The sequence below is a fragment of the Thermostichus sp. MS-CIW-37 genome (assembly GCF_054060065.1).
This window is the reverse complement of sequence record NZ_JBSSCV010000004.1, coordinates 60,786-77,962: the sequence shown is the minus strand read 5'-3', so window position 1 is coordinate 77,962 and position 17,177 is coordinate 60,786. Positions and strand designations below refer to the sequence as shown.

Here is a 17,177-nt window from a genome sequence, read left to right as displayed (position 1 = left end):
GATCGGGGTTCAGCAGGAGCAGCCATGGAGTTCGTCACCCTCGCAGATGCAGGGCTAAGGTTGAGCCGGGTGGGCCTGGGCACTTGGGCGATGGGCGGCGGCTGGTGGGGCCCTTCCGACCGCCAGGAATCTTACACCACGATTCGCAAAGCCATTGATTTGGGCATAACCACCTTCGACACCGCTCCCATCTACGGACTGGGTGTTTCGGAGGAAGTGCTGGGGCAAGCGATCAAAGACTCAGGTTGCCGCGATCGGGTGGTTCTCGCCACCAAAGCGGGACTGGAGTGGACAAACAACAAAGTGGTGCGCAACTCCAGCCTGCCTCGCTTGGCCCAAGAACTGGAGGATTCTCTGCGCCGCTTGCAAACAGATGTGATCGATCTCTACCAAATTCATTGGCCGGATCCCTTGGAACCGATCGAAGAAACGGCGGCGTTTCTGGGGCAGTTGCTGCAGCAGGGCAAGATCCGCGCCATTGGGGTCAGCAACTTTTCCCCCGAACAGATGGATCGGTTTCGCCAGGTGGCTCCTCTGCACACCGCCCAGCCCCCCTACAACCTGTTCGAGCGGCAGATTGAAGCAGAGGTCTTGCCCTACTGTCGAGAGCACGGCATTCACACCTTGGTGTACAGCCCCCTCTGCCGAGGTCTGCTGAGCGGACGGATGACGCCACAAACCACCTTCCCCCCAGGGGATATGCGCGCCGGGATCGATCCCAAGTTTGTTGAACCGCGCTACTCCCAGTACCTAAAAGCGGCAGAGGCATTGAGCCGGTTTGCTCAGGATCGCTATGGCAAGACCTTGGCCCAGTTGGCGGTGCGCTGGCTGCTGGATCAACCGGGGGTGAGTGTGGCGCTGTGGGGGGCACGCAAGCCCTATCATCTGGAGGCAATATCCGGCCTTTGGGGCTGGTCGTTGGATGCGGAAGCGATGCAGACCATCGAGGATATTTTGCAAAGGTATGTTCCCGAGTCCATTCCCCCCAGCTTTATGTCCCCGCCTGCCCGCGCTGCCTAGTTGTTGCTTTCTGTTCCCTTGCCGTTTGCGTTAGCGGTGGGGAGCACTTTGTCGCCGGGATCCCAGTCCTACGATTGAGTTTGGCAAAAAATGGGATGTAGAGCCCTGTCCTACCGCAGCCAGTAGGGCCAGGAGTCTGTCAACCACGGGAGGACAAAGATGGCCATTACAGATGCAATTGCGTCAGCGGTGCGGAGCACTCTGACCCATAAGGCCCATAAGGCAGACAGGCCAAGGGATCCGGCTGACCAGAATGGGCCCACAGCGCCTTCTCAGGCGGGATCCCTGATTCTCCGCGTGGGGGGCATGAGTTGTGCCGGCTGCGTTCGCACCGTTGAGCAGGCCCTGCTGAGACAGCCGGGGGTGGTTAAGGCCAGCGTTAACCTGGTTACCGAGTCGGCCCTTGTGGAGTTTGCCCCTGGGATCCGGCCCGACCCGCAGCACCTGGCCCAGATTTTGACAGAGGCAGGGTTTCCCAGCCGCTACAGTTCAGAGGGTGAGGCCCTCTCCGGCGGGAGTTCCGTTCGCGTCAGCGGTGCGGAGCACTCTCAAGATCCCTCTTCCCCTCCCGGTGGGTGGGAAGAAGCCTTGGATGTGCCTGCGGATCCCCTCTCTCGGCAGCGACAGCAGACCCGACACCACATTCGCCAAGCGCTCACCGCCGCTTTTTTGCTGCTGATTTCTGCCGCCGGACACTTGGATCTCTTCGCCCGTCTGGGCTTGCCCCTCCTTAATGATGTCTGGCTGCACTGGGGCTTGGCGACCTTGACTTTTGTCGGCCCAGCTCGCGGCATTGTCCTGGATGGTTGGAGAGGGGCGCGGCGGCTGGCCCCCAACATGAACACCTTGGTTACCCTGGGATCCGGATCGGCCTACCTGGCCAGTCTGGTGGGGTTGCTGGCCCCTCAGGTGGGCTGGGAGTGCTTTTTCGACGAGCCCGTCATGATGCTCAGCTTCATCCTGTTGGGACGGGCCTTGGAACAGCACAGCCGCCTGCGGGCGACCAGCAGCCTGCAATCGCTGGTGAGCTTGTGTCCCAGTTTGGCTCGGCGGGTTCAGCCTGCAGAGAAGGCGGGATCTCTGGCTTCCAGCCCAGAGGGGAACCTGGATCTGGGATCCCAAACCGGAGAATGGTGCCCTGTCGAACAGGTGCGAGTGGGGGATTGGCTCCAGGTGCGAGCCGGCGAACAGATCCCGGTGGATGGAGAGGTCATTGCCGGCCAGGCCACGGTCAACGAGGGGATGTTGACAGGGGAACCCTTGCCGGTGCTGAAACAAGTGGGGGATCCCGTGGTGGCGGGAACGCTGAACCAATCGGGGTTGCTGCTGTGCCGGGCGACGCGCACCGGGAAAGACACCACCTTGGCCCAGATCATTCGCCTGGTGGAAGAGGCCCAAGCTCGCAAGGCCCCCATCCAAGGGATAGCCGACCAGGTGGCGGGCTACTTCACCTATGGGGTGGTCACGCTGGCCATTCTCACCTTTGGGTTCTGGTACTGGATTGGGATCCCGCTTTGGGGGAGCGACGGTGCGGAGCACTTCGTCCTGGAGGGGTTCAGCCTGCACGCCCATCTGCATCTGGGTGACCATCCCCCTCACCCCACACCCCTGCTCAGCAGCCTCAAGATGGCCATTGCCGTTTTGGTGGTGGCCTGCCCCTGTGCTTTGGGGTTGGCTACGCCGATGGCCATCCTGGTGGGTACTGGCTTGGGAGCCGAGCGGGGTTTGCTCATCCGAGGGGGAGATGTTCTGGAGAAAGCCCATCGCTTGCAAACGGTGGTCTTCGACAAAACCGGCACCCTCACCCAAGGGGATCCCCACCTGACGGACTGTCTCAGCCTTGACCCCTCCCTGGATCCCAATCGCCTACTCCAACTGGCGGCCACAGTGGAAAGCGGCACTCGCCACCCTCTGGCGCAAGCCATTTTGCAAGCCGCCCGCACCCAGGGTTTGCCGTTGCTCTCCGCCGGCGAGTTTCAAACCCAACCGGGGATAGGAGTCGCCGCCCAAGTGGAAGGGCAGGAAGTGGTGTTGGGATCCCTGGATGGGCTGGCTGCTTTGGGGATCCCAATTTCCCCAGAGGCGCAGGCCCAGGCCGAGGCGCTACTGGCAGCCGGCAAAACGGTGGTGGGCGTGGCTGTAGAGGGATCCTTGGTGGGGCTGCTGGCAGCCCAGGATCCCTTGCGGCCTGATGCGCAGGCAACACTGCGACAACTGCAAAAGATGGGCTTGCAGGTGATGCTGCTTACTGGCGATCGGGCTGAGGTGGCCAAGCAGGTAGCCGAAGCTCTGCAAGTGCCCGGGATCCGCGTTATCGCCCAGGTTCACCCGGCAGACAAAGCTCAAGTCATCCGCGACCTGCAGACCCAAGGCCAGAGAGTTGCCATGGTGGGAGATGGCATTAACGACGCTCCGGCTTTGGCCCAAGCCGATGTGGGCATCGCCCTGCACTCAGCCACTGATGCGGCCTTAGAAACCGCCGATATCATCCTCATGCGCAACCGCCTCTGGGATGTGGTGGAAGCTATCCGCCTCAGCAGCGCCACCTTCCGCAAGATCCAGCAGAACCTCCTCTGGGCCTTTGGCTACAACCTGGTGGGGATCCCAGTGGCAGCAGGCGTGCTCCTACCCCCCTTTGGCATTGGGCTTAGCCCGGCAATCGCTGGGGGTCTCATGGCCTTGAGTTCCCTCAGTGTAATCCTCAATTCACTCCTCTTGAGGCGAACTTTTGTACCCCGTAGATCTTCGAGTAGCCGCAGCTAAAAAAGTGTTAAAAATTACGAATGACTAAGTATCGATCGTTAAGTCTTCCGAGGTTTTACCGAGCTTCTGACACAATTTCCGCTGCGTCCAAGCCAAAAATTCGGCAACTTCGATTACATTTGATTAAAAAGATTAATCCGCTTTAACTTTTGAGGATTTGGTTGTAAGATTAGGCCGAAACCAAGCTGTAAGCGCATCTTCTGGTTTCTTGCTTAGCAAAGCAAAAACCGTGAAAATACTGGGAAAGCGCATCTTGCAGCGGTGAAGGGAGCAAAAGTATGGCGATGCTTGGAGATCTTCAGGAATTTTCCTTATGCGACCTGTTGCATTTAATGGAAAAGGGTAAGAAAGCAGGGCAATTATCCATCTGGGCACCCAATGGCATTCAGCGGATTTGGTTTTACCAAGGTCGGGTGGTCGCCGCCCTCACCCCTGAAGAAAAGCATCGTTTGGAAAGCCTGCTGACGCGCTTTGGCTTGGTGGACGAGCAGGTGGTCAGCCAGTTGGTCGCTAGGGGCTTGGAGGAGCCTCTGGGGCGTTGCCTGCAGCGGCAAGGGTTGATCTCGCCCGTAGATTTGGCCAAGCTCTTTCGCCATCAACTGCAAACCGGCCTCTACAGCCTCTTCGCCCTCGAATCCGGCCAGTTCAGCTTTTTGCCCAATGTGCCCATGCCCTACCGAGAAATGACCGGCCTGAGCAAAGGCGCCACCGCTGCCGTCCTGGAAGCCCTGCAGCAGCTCAAGCTGGAGCAGCGCCCCGAAAAAGACCTGCCAGAGCCTGATAGCTGCTTTTGGCGTACCAGCACCGAACTGCCTCTGTTCAAGCTTTCTGCGCTGGAGTGGGGGATCCTGGAGCAGGTGTCGCCTTCTCGCAAGCTGACGGCTTTGGCTCAAGCACTGGGGGCAGACCTGCTGGAGGTGCGCTATGCCTGTGCCCGTCTGGCCAAGCTGGGGTTGATCAGTCCCTGTGAGGGGCCAACGGTTCTGGCTCGGTCTGGTCACTGGGAGCTGTCCAAGTCGATTGCTGAGGAGGTGAATCCCGAGCCGGTGAGGGAGAGGCTGGGGGCAAGGGTGCCTGGTCTCCAGGATGAGGGCGGCCCCGTCAAGCCTTCTCTGGTCAGTCGATTAGCCACCCTCCTCAAGGGCATGCGCGAAAAGTGAGGCAAACCTAACGGAAAAAAACAATCTTCTGGCTTTCTTCTGGCTTTGTAAAGAACTTGGAAGGGTCTATAACTTTTCTCTAACTTCCGCTCACAGAGAAAGCAAAAATAGGAGTTCTATCTTACGAAGCGACATGATCCAACACAAAGCTGAAACAAAGGAAACTAGAACTCTTCTGTGAAGGGCTTCCGAGTGCTGCCTAATTGTATTCCTTGATAGATTTTCCCGGATAGTAAGTGTAACTGCTGGCGCGCAGAGTACCTAGCTACAAAGAACACAGCCGTTGATACACGGTTGTTGTCCGAGAGTACATGTACAAGAATAGGGATGTCCAAAAAATCACTGAAGCATTGATTTTTTACCCATTCCATCGAAGCGAGGTTCATAGAGAGTTCTTATGGCCATAGTTGGAGACCTCCAAGAATTTTCCTTGCCCGATCTGTTGCAGCTGATCGAGAGAGGCAGCAAAACAGGACAGCTCTGTATCTGGGCGCCCGGCGGCATCTACAGGATCTGGTTTTATCAGGGTCGGGTCATTGCTGCCCTACCACCTCAGGAAGAACACCGCCTGGAGAGCTTGCTGGCCCATTCCGGCTTGGTGAGCGAGCGGGTGGTCGAGAAGCTGGCTTCCTTTTGCGGCTCGGAAGAGCCTCTGGGGCGTTGCTTGCAGCGGCAAGGGTTGATTACCCCAGCAGCCCTGGCCAAGCTCTTCCGCCATCAACTGCAAACCGGCCTCTACAGCCTCTTTGCCCTCGAATCCGGCCAGTTCAGCTTCCTGCCCAACGTGCCCATGCCCTACCGAGAAATGACCGGCCTGAGCAAAGGCGCCACCGCTGCCGTCCTGGAAGCCCTGCAGCAGCTCAAGCTAGACCAGCGCCCCGAAAAAGACCTGCCAGAGCCTGATAGCTGCTTTTGGCGTACCAGCACCGAACTGCCTCTGTTCAAGCTTTCTGCGCTGGAGTGGGGGATCCTAGAGCAGGTGTCGCCTTCCCGCAAGCTGACGGCTTTGGCTCAAGCACTGGGGGCAGACCTGCTGGAGGTGCGCTATGCCTGTGCCCGTCTGGCGAAGCTGGGGTTGATCAGTCCCTGTGAGGGGCCAACGGTTCTGGCTCGGTCTGGTCACTTGGAGCTGTCCAAGTCAGTGGCTGAGGGGGTGAATCCTGAGCAAGTGAGGGAGAGGCTGGGGGCAAGGGTGCCCGGTTTTCAGGATGAGAGCGGCCCGGTCAAGCCTTCTCTGGTCAGTCGATTAGCCACCCTCCTCAAGGGCATGCGCGAAAAATAAAAGCATAGGGATATTTGCAGTCATGTTTTCGGTTTTCGGGTAGAAACATTAGAAATAGTGAATCAGCAGGGAGATGTAGGATGGCTAATCTGTCCTCTTTGCAGGCGATCCTCCAGAGCTATGTTGCCAACACACCGGAAGTCCAGGGAGCAGCAGTGGTCACCCCCGACGGGCTACCTTTAGCTTCCACACTGCCTGTGGGTATGGATGAAGAGAGAACCTCTGCTATGTCGGCTGCCATGCTTTCTTTGGGCGAACGGATTGGGAGAGAGCTAGGGCGCGGAGCCATAGAGAGGGTTTTTGTACAGGGGGAAAAAGGATACGGGGTTTTAACCAGTTGTGGCCCCGATGCCGTCTTGCTGACAATTGCCAGCCATGAAGTCAAGCAAGGCTTGCTCTTTTTGGAAATTAAGCGAGTCGCGGCAAGCATTGCAGAGGCAATGAAGTAAGAAAATCAAATGTGGAGGCTAAGTTTTTGATTCTGTCCTGACGTTGAGGGAAGTATGGCCATTAAACCTTCTGAGCTGCTCCAAGTCCTGATCTCACGCACGCAATTCACAGATGATGACAAGAAAATTTTGCAGCAAAGTGCTGACTGGGGCGGCAGTATCGCGGCGGAAATGTCAAACGCCTTTTACGGCTATCTGGATCGCGATGCCGAAATGGCGGCAGTGATAGCCAAGCACAACCGGCAGCGGCTGGGCCAAACTTTTGCTGACTGGTTCAAGGAAATGTTCACGGGCATGGATAACTGGGGGCCACAATACGCTGAGCGGCGCTGGAAGATTGGCATAGTTCATGTGCGCGTTGGCATCGGCCCTCAACATGTTGTGCCTGCTATGGCCACAGTTGTGCAGGAGGTCAGTCGGCGGTTGGTGAAAGAAGGCAAGCCTGAGCAGTTGCGCACCAGCTTGAGCAAGGTCTGTATGATTGACCTCTCCTTTATTGAGCAAGCTTACCTTGAGGTGGCCTACAATGCAGTGCAACAGGAAACAGGCATGAGCGAGGCTTTATTCAAACGGTTAATTGCCAATGGTGCCAACAGTTTAATTTGAGTTGTTTGAGTTAGAGTGGGCTCTTGCTTACTCTACTTGCTTAATTTCTCTACCTTCTTGGGCTGAGGTGCTTGAGTTTCTGGGATCCCTCTGGAGCAGAGCTGGCGTTGGTATCTTTTTTAGATTATCTTAGAAGCAACCTGGAGATAGCTTTACCTCCCGTGCGGCACATCGGTGCACTCCCCCGAGTTTTATTCAGCTTTGTCGCTAGAGCTTAGTCTGAGGCCAGTTTATGGGAAATATCTTGCGAATTGTTGTAACAGGGCCGGTGGGAGCTGGAAAGTCTACCTTTATTCGCACGATTAGCGAGATTGAGGTAGTAGACACCGATTGCAAAGCAACCGACGAGGTGGCAGAGCTGAAGAAAACCACGACGGTAAGCATGGACTTCGGCCGCTTGAGAATTGGAGAGGAGGAAGAAGAGATGTGGCTGCATCTCTACGGCACTCCCGGCCAGTCTCGCTTTAACTTTATGTGGGATATTTTGATTAAGCGTGCCCACGGCTATGTTCTTCTGGTGCCCGCGCACCTGCCGGGCCAATTTCGCAACGCCCAAGCTATTCAATCTTTTATGAAAGCCAGGACAAGTGCCCCCTGCGTGATTGGGATCACTCACGTCGATCAACCCAATGCCTGGGATCCAGAAGACATTTTGTTAATTTTGGGGAATCAAGATGGCGCGATTCCCCACACCACTTTGAATGCTCAAGAGCCATCTTCTGTTGCCAACACGTTGCTTCTGTTGGTTGAGCAAATGATGCCCCAGGTGGTTGTTTGAACAGATTTTCAGGTATCCAGCAGGCTACAGCTTTTTTTAGCAACATCGACCCCAGCCAACACAGGCGTATCTTTTGCGTGACAGGGATCCCTCCCGTGAAGCCGAAAAACGGGAGATTGGATTCGGTGGAGATTTGCCGCATAATGAAATGTCCTGAGTGATCTTTCTTGCCAGCCATTGAACCAAGAGGATCCCCGTTGTGTTGCTTCTCGATTGCTCTCCCCTGACCCTTTCCCCAGAGGAAGCGCGGGAGAAACTGCTATATCTCCTGGCCCAACTGGCTTACCGAGAAGGCTCCTTTACCCTCACTTCTGGACAGAAGAGCCCCTACTACATCAACTGCAAACCGGTTACCCTTCACCCCCAAGGAGCTTATTGGGTGGGATCCCTGCTGCACCGACTGTTGCCGCCCGAAACCGAGGCAGTGGCCGGAATGACGCTGGGGGCAGATCCCCTGGTGACGGCGGTGAGTTTGGCCTCTCTGCATGCTGAACCCGCCAACCTACCCGCCTTGATCGTGCGCAAAGAGCCCAAGGGGCACGGTACGCAGGCCTGGATCGAGGGGCCAGAACTGCCGGCGGGCAGCCGGGTTTGGATCTTGGAAGATGTCGTCACCACCGGCGGCTCGACCCTCAAAGCTGTAGAGCGGGTGCGGGCAGCCGGCTACCGGGCGGAAGGGATCCTGGCTTTGGTGGATCGGCTGGAAGGGGCAGAAGACCGCTACCGAGAGGCAGGGATCGCCTTTCGTCGCCTATTCACCCTTCCAGAAGTGCAGGCTTGCCATCGGGCCTTGACCTCAGGAAAATCAAAGGACTAGCCTGCCCCCTTGGTGAGCATCAAAGCTTTGGAGAGCGGACATGCTGCCCCCTGCCTACTCAGCTCTGCCCAGCCGAAATCTGCCGAGCCTACCGCATCGGGCGCGGGTGGCTGTGTACGTGGTGATGAACATCGAGCACTTCACTTTTGGCAAGCTGGGCACGGCCATTCAACCCCATCTCACCAGCTCCCCTGAGATCGCCAACTATGGCTGGCGGGACTATGGCAATCGGGTGGGCATTTGGCGCTTGTTTGAGCTGTTTGCCGAGCTGGGGATCCCGGTGACGGCGGCCTTGAATGCGGAAATGGTGGATCTTTACCCCCCCATCATCGAAGGGATCCGCCAATACGGCTGGTCGGTGCTGGCCCACGGCTGGAACAACTCCACCGGCCACAGCGGCCTGGCCCGTGACGTCGAACAGGAGCTCATTGAGCGCAGTTTGTCCCTTTTGGAGAAGGTGTCGGGATCCCGACCCTGGGGCTGGCTGACGCCGGGGTTTTCCGTTAGCGAGAACACCTTTGACCTGCTCAAGGCTGCCGGGATCCGCTACACCACCGACTGGGTAAACGACGACCAACCCTACTGGCTGCAGACTGCCGCCGGCCCTCTCTTGGGGATCCCCTACACTCTAGAGGCCAACGACATCAGCCTCTGCCTCAGCGCCCGCCTGCCGGCAGAAGCCTTTGCCCAAGCCCTCATCGACCAGTTTGATCAACTGTGGCAAGATGGGGAACGCTCCCCCCGCGTCATGGCCATCGGCCTACATCCTTTCATTGTCGGGCAGCCTCTGCGGATGGGATCCCTGAAAAAAGCCTTGCAGCACATCCAATCTCGCCCTCAGACTTGGCTCACCACCGGTGATGGCCTCTACGACTGGTATGCCCAAGCCTGCCCTGCTCCTGAGACGCCCTGACGGGATCCCCTGGCCAGAGGGAAAAGCGCGTCTTGGCCTTGGATCCTGCTCATTTTTTAACTTTGTTCTAATTTTGTCTTGTCTGGAGCTGTCCACCGTGGCTCCAGAAGTGACAGCATAGGCGGTGAAACCACCTAGGGCAAAAGGGCTTGGCCATGCGCATGGGCAGACTCAGTGGGATCCTCCTGCACCCCACCTCGCTACCGGGGCCATTTGGTATCGGCGATCTGGGGCCATCGGCTTATCGCTTTGTGGACTTTCTGGTGGAGAGCGGCCAACGCCTCTGGCAGGTTCTTCCTCTTGGGCCGACCGGCTGGGGCAACTCCCCCTACATGAGCTTTTCCTCCATTGCCGGCAACCCGCTTCTCATCAGCCCGGAGCTATTGGTGGGGGCCGGTTGGCTGGATCCCAACAGTTGGCAGGATCTGCCCCAATGGCCAACGATCCAAGCCGGGTCTGCCGAGCGGGTGGACTACGAAACCGTGATCCCCTTCAAGCTGGGCCTGCTGCACCGCGCCTGGGCAACCTTCAAAGAAAAAGCGTCCGCCGCCGACTGGGAAGCCTTCCAAGCCTATTGTGCTGCCGAAGCCGATTGGTTGCCCGACTATGCCCTGTTCATGGCCCTCAAGGATGTGTACGGCGAGCAAGAGTGGAACCAATGGGATCCGGCCTTGGTGCGACGGGATCCGCCGGCCCTGCAAGAGGCTCGCGACCGCTATGCCGATGCCATTACCGAGCAGATGTTTTGGCAGTATCTGTTCGCCCAGCAGTGGGGATCCTTGAGGGAGTATGCCCATCGGCATCAAGTGCAGCTCATCGGGGATGTGCCCATCTATGTTGCCCCCAACAGTGCCGACGTGTGGGCCAACCGGGAGCTGTTTCACCTGGATGAACAGGGACGGCCTTTACAAGTAGCCGGTGTGCCGCCGGACTATTTCAGCCCCACCGGGCAGCGCTGGGGCAACCCCCTCTACAACTGGGAAGTGCTCAAGGCCCGTGGCTACGACTGGTGGATCAAACGCATGCAGGCCATTCTCAAGCAAGTGGATTGTGTGCGCATCGACCACTTTCGCGGCTTCGAGAGCTACTGGGCCATTCCGGGCGATGCGGAAACGGCTGTGGAAGGGGAGTGGCAAAAAGGGCCGGGAGCAGATTTCTTTCAGGCCCTGGCCGACAAGCTGGGGGAAATCCCGGTGATTGCCGAAGATCTGGGAGACATTACGCCCGAGGTGTTGCAACTGCGGGATCAATTTGGCTTGCCCGGCATGAAGGTGTTGCTCTTTGCCTTCGGCTCTGGGCCCGATAACCCCTATTTGCCCCATGCCTATGAGCGCAACTTTGTCGTTTACACCGGCACCCACGACAACAACACGGTGGTGGGTTGGTTTCATGACCCGGATCGCTCGGAGTGGGAAAAACAAAACCTGCTGCGCTATTTGGGCTGCCAGGGATCCGGGGGCATCCATTGGGATCTGATCCGCTTGGCCCTTTCTTCCGTAGCCGACCTGGCCATCATTCCCCTGCAGGATGTGATGGGGCTGGGGGCAGAGGCGCGCATGAACTTCCCCGGCACCACCGAGAACAACTGGGCCTGGCGCTACCGCGAAGAGATGCTGCGGCAGGACATGATCCAGCGGCTGGCCGAGATGAGCGTGACCTATGGGCGCATCTCTCCTCAAGAGTTGGAGCAACGGCGAGCAGCCCTAGCCCAAGAACGGGCGGCAGGGTCTTCTCAAGCTGCCCCCAGCCTCGTCTAATGCTGGATCCCGCCCATCAGCAGCCCGATCCGCTCTTCGGTGGCCTCTTCAGGCCTGAGTTCTCCTACTAGGCGGCCCTCATGGATCACCAAAATGCGATCCGACAAGCTGATCACCTCATTCAAATCCGCCGATACCAGCAGCACCCCCATGCCCTGATCCCGTGCCTGCAGGATGCGGCGATGAATGGCCTCGATGGCCCCCACATCCACCCCCCGCGTCGGCTGGGCAGCCACCAGCACTTTGGATCCACAGGAAAGCTCCCGTCCCACAACGATCTTCTGGGCATTGCCCCCAGAATAGCGGCGGGCCGTCAGGGAAATGCTGCGGGGGCGAACGTCGAAGCTCTCCACCACCTGGCGGGCATGTTGGTCAATGGCCTCTTCCCGAAAAAATCCCAACCAGCCGGTATACGGCTTTTGATGGTGATCCCCCAGGATCAGGTTGTCGCGGGTGGGGAAATCCAGCACCAAACCTCTCACATTGCGATCTTCGGGGATATGACTCAGACCCCAGCAACGCACCTGTCGGGCCGAAGCAGACAGGGATCCGGCTCCATAGCGAATTTGGCCGCGGTAGCTTCTCAAGCCGGTGATCGCCTCCACCAATTCCGTTTGGCCGTTTCCCTCCACACCGGCAAGGCCCACAATCTCGCCGGCACGTACCTGGAAGCTCGCCCCCGCCACCGCCGGCTTCCGCCCCGGTATATCCACCCACAGATCTCGCACATCCAGCAACACCTCCCCAGGGGTAGCGGCCTTTTTTTCAACGGTCAGACTGACTTCCCGCCCCACCATCAGCCGCGCCAGTTCCTGGGCATCGGTTTGGGCAGTGGGCAACGTCGCCACCACCTTGCCATCCCGAATGACGGTGACGCGGTCGGCCAGTTGCATTACCTCCTTCAGCTTGTGGCTGATGAAAATGACAGCTCCCCCCCGCCGGGCAAAGCGGCGCAAAAACGCAAACAGCTCGCCTGCCTCCTGCGGAGTCAACACTGCCGTCGGCTCATCCAAAATCAAGATGCGGGCCTTGCGGTAGAGCATTTTCAAGATCTCCACCCGCTGCTGTAGGCCTACCGGCAGATCCTCCACTCTGGCGTCGGGATCCAGATGGAAGCCCATCTCGGCAATCAACTGAGCCACCTCAGCCCTGGCCCGACGGAAATCGACCTGAAAAAGATGGCCGGGTTCAGCCCCAAGAACCACGTTTTCCATAACCGTCAAGGGATCCACCAACATAAAGTGTTGATGCACCATCCCAATTCCCAACCGAATGGCATCGGCGGGACTGTGAATTTTGGCCGGTTGCCCATCCACTTGAATGGATCCCTCGTCCGGGCTGACCAACCCATAGACGATCTTCATCAGGGTAGACTTGCCCGCCCCGTTCTCCCCCATCAGCGCCAGAATCTCTCCCCAACGCACCTCCAGATCGATGTGGTCGTTGGCCAACACCAGAGGATAACGCTTGGTGATCCCCTGCAAGCGAAGGGCAATATCGCTGCGATGGGATCCCTCTGCCAAAGAAGGATCAGGCCCACTCATGAGGTGCTTCTTGAACGCCTTTTCCAGCATAGGTTGTGAACTGCCATGCCAGAGGAAAGCATTTCTGGGGGTATTGTGAGAGTCTCTCTTTTTCTAAGCACTATGGTCATTTCGATTCAAACTGGGACACTGCACCCACACCTAAAACGTTGGTCACGTCGTTACGTCGTCGCATCGTCGCGTCAGCGTTGCGGTTCCCGTCAGGGTGCCGTAGGCATAGCAATAGCGCTGCGGAGCAATAATGCACGGGGCCAGAAGGCTTTTTTCAATAGCCCAGGCGTCTTACCCTAGCCTGAAACAACTATGTCTAATAACTAATGGTGCAACATCCAAGGTCGCCCACAAGATTGGGAGCGATATTTTGGCGAGTTTGGATCAGAATTTGAGTGCTGTTCACGCTTGATCAGTTTGGGTTCTCTTCCCCCCTTTGAAATAGGCAAAGAGCTGGAAAGCTGAACCATGGGAACTGAAATGAGACGTTTCCCTTCCTGATTGCAAGAAGGACAATAGGCCGGATCTCGATATTGAGATAAGGGCCGCCATACCTCAAACTCCCCACAGGTTTGACACTTAAACTCATACAGCGGCATCTTCCTATTCCACCCCCTTGAACGAGGCATCGGATAACATTCACCTAGGGAGAATATCTATGTCGAAGATTTGCGTAGGAACAGCCACCGTACAGCAAGCATTGGGAATATCGACGATCCCACTCACTCTGCCCTCCACCGGTGCAGAACTGAGCAGCAGATAAGCTTGTTCTCCCGTAAAGCCGAATTTTTTCAGATATTCGATGGCATTTAAGCAGGCGCGTCGATAGGCAATGTGAACATCCATATAATGCTGCTTACCTGTAAGCTCGTCCACAGAAATGCCCTCAAACACAAGGTATTCCGAGTAACGTGGCTCAACAGGGCCGGGCTTAAAAATGGGGTTAACCAATCCGTACTTCTCAACACCACCCTTGATTAGATCGACGTGGAGATCGATGTAGCCCGACATCTCAATAGCGCCACAAAAAGAGATCTCCCCATCCCCTTGCGAGAAGTGAATATCTCCCATCGACAGCTTGGCACCCTCCACGTAAACCGGGAAGTAGATCCGTGTTCCTTTAGACAGGTTTTTAATATCGCAATTACCGCCGTGCTCTCGCGGGGGCACCGTCCGAGCCGCTTCAGCAGCAACCCGCTCATACTCTGACTTGGGCAAAGTTCCCAAAATTGCGTTCTTGGGATTGGGCAAGGCGGCCAGCACAGGCTGATTGCCGGATAGCCCCGCGCCGTAAGTGCGCAAATCGGGAGCCGAAGCGACCAGCTCAGCTTCCCGCTTATTCCAAGCCGCCAGCAACTCGTGAGATGGGGCACAGCCAATGAGGCCGGGGTGAATGATGCCGGCAAAGCGCACATGGGGAATGTGTCTGGAAGTGGTGTAAATGCCTTGAAAATCCCAGATGGCTTTGGCCGCGTTGGGAAAATGATCGGTGAGGAATCCCCCTCCATTTTCTTTGGCAAAAATACCTGTAAACCCCCACTCGTCTCCCGGCAGTGGCCCAATGTCTAACAGATCGACAACCAGGATATCTCCAGGCTGGGCGCCGTTAACCCAAATAGGCCCACTCAAAACATGGACAACGCTTAGGTCAACCTGCTCAATGTCGGAAGGATCATCGTTGTTTTTGATTTGCCCATCCGTCCAGTCTTTACACTCAATTCGGAATACCTCGCCAGGGTTTACAGAAACCACAGCGGGAATATCAGGATGCCAGCGGTTGTGACCCGGTAGATCCTGTTGATCCATTGGCTTAGTCAGGTCAACTTTAAACAGCGTTTTGGGCATGGGATCCTATCCTTGAGTCATCACTCTGCGGTCAGACTTTGAATGCACAAAAGCCTATCTCCAATAGAGAAGCTAATACTGTAGTAAAAGCTACAATTCATAGTGCTGTTATCTACAATCGCAGAGCGGGAGATGAGGAGCTTAGATCGACAGGCTATTTCACTGCAATTCAAAGTAACTATCAATCAATTCACCAAAGTAACGGCCAATCCATTCGGCGACAGATCGATTTAGCCGTCAGCTCCTAAAGCGTTGCAGGATCCTCTCCAGAAAATCCCTAGAGAACATGGTGGGTTGTCGGCCAAACCCTGATTTCAATGAGCCCCCTTGGCTTCCCTTGAGAAAGGGAAACTCAGGCTCTTTCTTGAGCTCCAAGTTCTGAAAACCCAATTGCCGCAAGCCGGGGATCCCGAATGCTCGGGCTAGTCAAGTGCCTGTAGCTGGGCTAGGAAATCTGCCACCGTCAGGGATCCCAGCTCCTGTCCATGGCGCTGGCGCACGCTCACCGTTCCTGCCGCTTGTTCCTGTTCCCCCACGATCAGCATGAAGGGGATCCGGGCCTTCTCGGCATTGCGGATTTTTTTGGGCAAACGATCGCTGTCGGCATCGATGTGGACGCGGATCCCGTGTTCTCGCAGTTGATCCCGCACTTGGGTGGCATAGCCCAAATACTGATCGGAAACGGGCAAAATGCGCACCTGTTCCGGGGCCAGCCAGAAGGGAAAATCCCCAGCGTATTCTTCGATGAGAATGCCGATGAGTCGTTCCAGCGAGCCAAAGGGAGCACGGTGAATCATCACCGGACGCTGCCGGGATCCATCCTCAGCTACGTATTGCAGATCAAAGCGCTGTGGGTTTTGGTAGTCCACCTGAACCGTGCCCAGTTGCCACTCCCGATCCAGCGCGTCGCGGAAAATAAAATCCAGCTTCGGCCCATAGAAGGCTGCCTCTCCGATCCCTTCAAAGTGGGGCATCGACAACTTCTCCACAGCGCGACGGATGGCATTTTCGGCTTTGTCCCAATCTTCGGGGGATCCCAGATATTTGTCCGACTTGGGATCGCGGAAGCTGAGGCGGGCGCGAAAATCCTTGAGCTTGAGCTTATCGAAAACCACCAAAATGAGATCGACAACCTTGAGAAACTCCTCCTCCAATTGATCGGGCCGGACAAACAGGTGGGCATCGTCCACCGTGAAGCCACGCACTCGCGTCAGACCTCCCAATTCCCCCGATTGCTCATAGCGATAGACGGTGCCGAATTCGGCATATCGTAGGGGCAAATCGCGGTAGGATCGCAGCTCGGATTTGTAGATTTGGATGTGAAAAGGACAGTTCATCGGCTTCATGACAAAGCCCTGTTCGGCTGCGCGATCCTGCTCATTCTCCGCCATCATGGGGAACATATCTTCCCGGTACTTTTGCCAGTGGCCGGAGATCTTGAACAAGTCCACACGGGCAATATGAGGGGTAACCACCGGCAGGTAGCCCCGCTTGAGCTGCTCCTGCTTGAGAAAATCCTCCAGCACCCAGCGTAGGGTAGTTCCTTTCGGAGTCCAAAGGGGCAAGCCCGGCCCCACCTCATCCGAAAACAAAAATAGGCCCAGTTCTTTGCCCAGCTTGCGGTGATCCCGCCGTTTGGCTTCTTCCAGCCGCCGCTTGTATTCCTTCAGCTCCTCTGGGGTCTCCCAGGCGGTGCCGTAGATGCGTTGGAGCTGCGGCTTGGTTTCATCCCCCCGCCAATAAGCGCCGGCCACACTGAGCAAATCAAAGGCTCTGGGGTTGAGATCTCGGGTGTTTTCCACGTGGGGGCCAGCACAGAGATCCCACCATTCATCCCCCAAGTGGTAAATGCTGATGACCTCCCCTTCGGGAATGCTGTCTAAGATCTCCAGCTTGTAGGGTTCGCCGAGGGCTTCGATGCGGCGCCTGGCCTCTTCACGGCTCACCTCCTCGCGGATCACCGGCAAACCTTTTTTGATGATTGCCTGCATCTCTTTTTTGATGCGATCCAGATCTTCCGGCGTGAAGGGCTCGGGATGGTCAAAATCGTAGTAGAAGCCGTAGTCGGTTGTGGGGCCGATGGTCACCTGGGCCTTGGGAAACAGCTTTTGCACCGCCATAGCCAGGACATGGGAAGTGGTGTGGCGGATGCGCTCCAGTTGGGGAGACTCGTGAGTGCGCAGCAGTTTGAGGGTGCTGTTGGCCTTCTGAGGTGATTCGGCTGGCTGAGACATCGGAACCTACTTTGAAAC

At 56.9% G+C, this 17,177-nt stretch carries 14 protein-coding genes; 10 read left to right on the top strand and 4 right to left on the bottom strand.

Going from position 1 to position 17,177, the window contains the following annotated elements:
- The first annotated feature begins 24 nt into the window (after nt 1–24).
- From ACVWYZ_RS03210 to malQ, 10 genes are all read left to right on the top strand, one after another.
- Nucleotides 25–1,020, top strand: a complete 996-nt coding sequence (locus ACVWYZ_RS03210; RefSeq protein ID WP_457465999.1) for an aldo/keto reductase — start codon at nt 25–27, stop codon at nt 1,018–1,020.
- A 159-nt stretch (nt 1,021–1,179) separates the two neighbouring features.
- Nucleotides 1,180–3,783 (top strand): heavy metal translocating P-type ATPase, encoded by a 2,604-nt coding sequence (locus ACVWYZ_RS03205; RefSeq protein WP_457465998.1) that lies wholly within the window; start codon nt 1,180–1,182, stop codon nt 3,781–3,783.
- A gap of 278 nt (nt 3,784–4,061) precedes the next feature.
- The gene (locus ACVWYZ_RS03200) at nt 4,062–4,943 is read left to right on the top strand and encodes a DUF4388 domain-containing protein (protein ID WP_414418333.1); all 882 of its coding nucleotides are present in this window, start codon (nt 4,062–4,064) and stop codon (nt 4,941–4,943) included.
- Nucleotides 4,944–5,340: 397 nt separating this feature from the next.
- Nucleotides 5,341–6,225, top strand: coding sequence for a DUF4388 domain-containing protein (locus tag ACVWYZ_RS03195; protein ID WP_457465996.1), 885 nt, complete (start codon nt 5,341–5,343; stop codon nt 6,223–6,225).
- Between the two features lie 80 nt (nt 6,226–6,305).
- Nucleotides 6,306–6,674: a roadblock/LC7 domain-containing protein gene (locus ACVWYZ_RS03190; protein WP_011433098.1), complete on the top strand. Its 369-nt coding sequence runs from the start codon at nt 6,306–6,308 to the stop codon at nt 6,672–6,674.
- 54 nt (nt 6,675–6,728) lie between these two features.
- A complete protein-coding gene (locus tag ACVWYZ_RS03185; protein WP_457465994.1) occupies nt 6,729–7,280 on the top strand; it encodes a protoglobin domain-containing protein in 552 nt (183 codons plus the stop codon).
- A gap of 232 nt (nt 7,281–7,512) precedes the next feature.
- Nucleotides 7,513–8,058, top strand: coding sequence for a GTP-binding protein (locus ACVWYZ_RS03180; RefSeq protein WP_414356695.1), 546 nt, complete (start codon nt 7,513–7,515; stop codon nt 8,056–8,058).
- 199 nt (nt 8,059–8,257) lie between these two features.
- Nucleotides 8,258–8,875 (top strand): orotate phosphoribosyltransferase, encoded by a 618-nt coding sequence (pyrE, locus tag ACVWYZ_RS03175; protein WP_457465992.1) that lies wholly within the window; start codon nt 8,258–8,260, stop codon nt 8,873–8,875.
- A gap of 40 nt (nt 8,876–8,915) precedes the next feature.
- Nucleotides 8,916–9,788, top strand: a complete 873-nt coding sequence (locus tag ACVWYZ_RS03170) for a polysaccharide deacetylase family protein (RefSeq protein WP_414408096.1) — start codon at nt 8,916–8,918, stop codon at nt 9,786–9,788.
- Nucleotides 9,789–9,943: 155 nt separating this feature from the next.
- On the top strand, nt 9,944–11,545 hold the full coding sequence (gene malQ / locus ACVWYZ_RS03165; RefSeq protein ID WP_414374488.1) for a 4-alpha-glucanotransferase: 1,602 nt from the start codon (nt 9,944–9,946) through the stop codon (nt 11,543–11,545).
- Here malQ and ACVWYZ_RS03160 read toward each other — a convergent pair.
- The 4 genes from ACVWYZ_RS03160 to thrS all read right to left on the bottom strand — a co-directional run bounded on the left by ACVWYZ_RS03160 (nt 11,542) and on the right by thrS (nt 17,159).
- Nucleotides 11,542–13,089: an ABC transporter ATP-binding protein gene (locus ACVWYZ_RS03160; protein ID WP_457465990.1), complete on the bottom strand. Its 1,548-nt coding sequence runs from the start codon at nt 13,087–13,089 to the stop codon at nt 11,542–11,544. The genes malQ and ACVWYZ_RS03160 overlap by 4 nt on opposite strands.
- 314 nt (nt 13,090–13,403) lie before the next feature.
- Nucleotides 13,404–13,679: an FmdB family zinc ribbon protein gene (locus tag ACVWYZ_RS03155; protein ID WP_041438561.1), complete on the bottom strand. Its 276-nt coding sequence runs from the start codon at nt 13,677–13,679 to the stop codon at nt 13,404–13,406.
- Between the two features lie 40 nt (nt 13,680–13,719).
- On the bottom strand, nt 13,720–14,925 hold the full coding sequence (gene fmdA, locus ACVWYZ_RS03150) for a formamidase (protein ID WP_414341590.1): 1,206 nt from the start codon (nt 14,923–14,925) through the stop codon (nt 13,720–13,722).
- A gap of 422 nt (nt 14,926–15,347) precedes the next feature.
- Nucleotides 15,348–17,159: a threonine--tRNA ligase gene (thrS, locus tag ACVWYZ_RS03145; RefSeq protein ID WP_457465989.1), complete on the bottom strand. Its 1,812-nt coding sequence runs from the start codon at nt 17,157–17,159 to the stop codon at nt 15,348–15,350.
- Nucleotides 17,160–17,177: the final 18 nt, after the last annotated feature.

What these genes read in the sequence shown, in the direction of transcription:
- ACVWYZ_RS03210 (WP_457465999.1), top strand. Translation starts at nt 25, where the DNA reads ATGGAGTTCGTCACCCTCGCAGATGCAGGGCTAAGGTTGAGCCGGGTG.
- ACVWYZ_RS03205 (WP_457465998.1), top strand. Translation starts at nt 1,180, where the DNA reads ATGGCCATTACAGATGCAATTGCGTCAGCGGTGCGGAGCACTCTGACC.
- ACVWYZ_RS03200 (WP_414418333.1), top strand. Translation starts at nt 4,062, where the DNA reads ATGGCGATGCTTGGAGATCTTCAGGAATTTTCCTTATGCGACCTGTTG.
- ACVWYZ_RS03195 (WP_457465996.1), top strand. Translation starts at nt 5,341, where the DNA reads ATGGCCATAGTTGGAGACCTCCAAGAATTTTCCTTGCCCGATCTGTTG.
- ACVWYZ_RS03190 (WP_011433098.1), top strand. Translation starts at nt 6,306, where the DNA reads ATGGCTAATCTGTCCTCTTTGCAGGCGATCCTCCAGAGCTATGTTGCC.
- ACVWYZ_RS03185 (WP_457465994.1), top strand. Translation starts at nt 6,729, where the DNA reads ATGGCCATTAAACCTTCTGAGCTGCTCCAAGTCCTGATCTCACGCACG.
- ACVWYZ_RS03180 (WP_414356695.1), top strand. Translation starts at nt 7,513, where the DNA reads ATGGGAAATATCTTGCGAATTGTTGTAACAGGGCCGGTGGGAGCTGGA.
- ACVWYZ_RS03170 (WP_414408096.1), top strand. Translation starts at nt 8,916, where the DNA reads ATGCTGCCCCCTGCCTACTCAGCTCTGCCCAGCCGAAATCTGCCGAGC.
- malQ (WP_414374488.1), top strand. Translation starts at nt 9,944, where the DNA reads ATGCGCATGGGCAGACTCAGTGGGATCCTCCTGCACCCCACCTCGCTA.
- ACVWYZ_RS03160 (WP_457465990.1), bottom strand. Translation starts at nt 13,089, where the DNA reads ATGAGTGGGCCTGATCCTTCTTTGGCAGAGGGATCCCATCGCAGCGAT.
- ACVWYZ_RS03155 (WP_041438561.1), bottom strand. Translation starts at nt 13,679, where the DNA reads ATGCCGCTGTATGAGTTTAAGTGTCAAACCTGTGGGGAGTTTGAGGTA.
- fmdA (WP_414341590.1), bottom strand. Translation starts at nt 14,925, where the DNA reads ATGCCCAAAACGCTGTTTAAAGTTGACCTGACTAAGCCAATGGATCAA.
- thrS (WP_457465989.1), bottom strand. Translation starts at nt 17,159, where the DNA reads ATGTCTCAGCCAGCCGAATCACCTCAGAAGGCCAACAGCACCCTCAAA.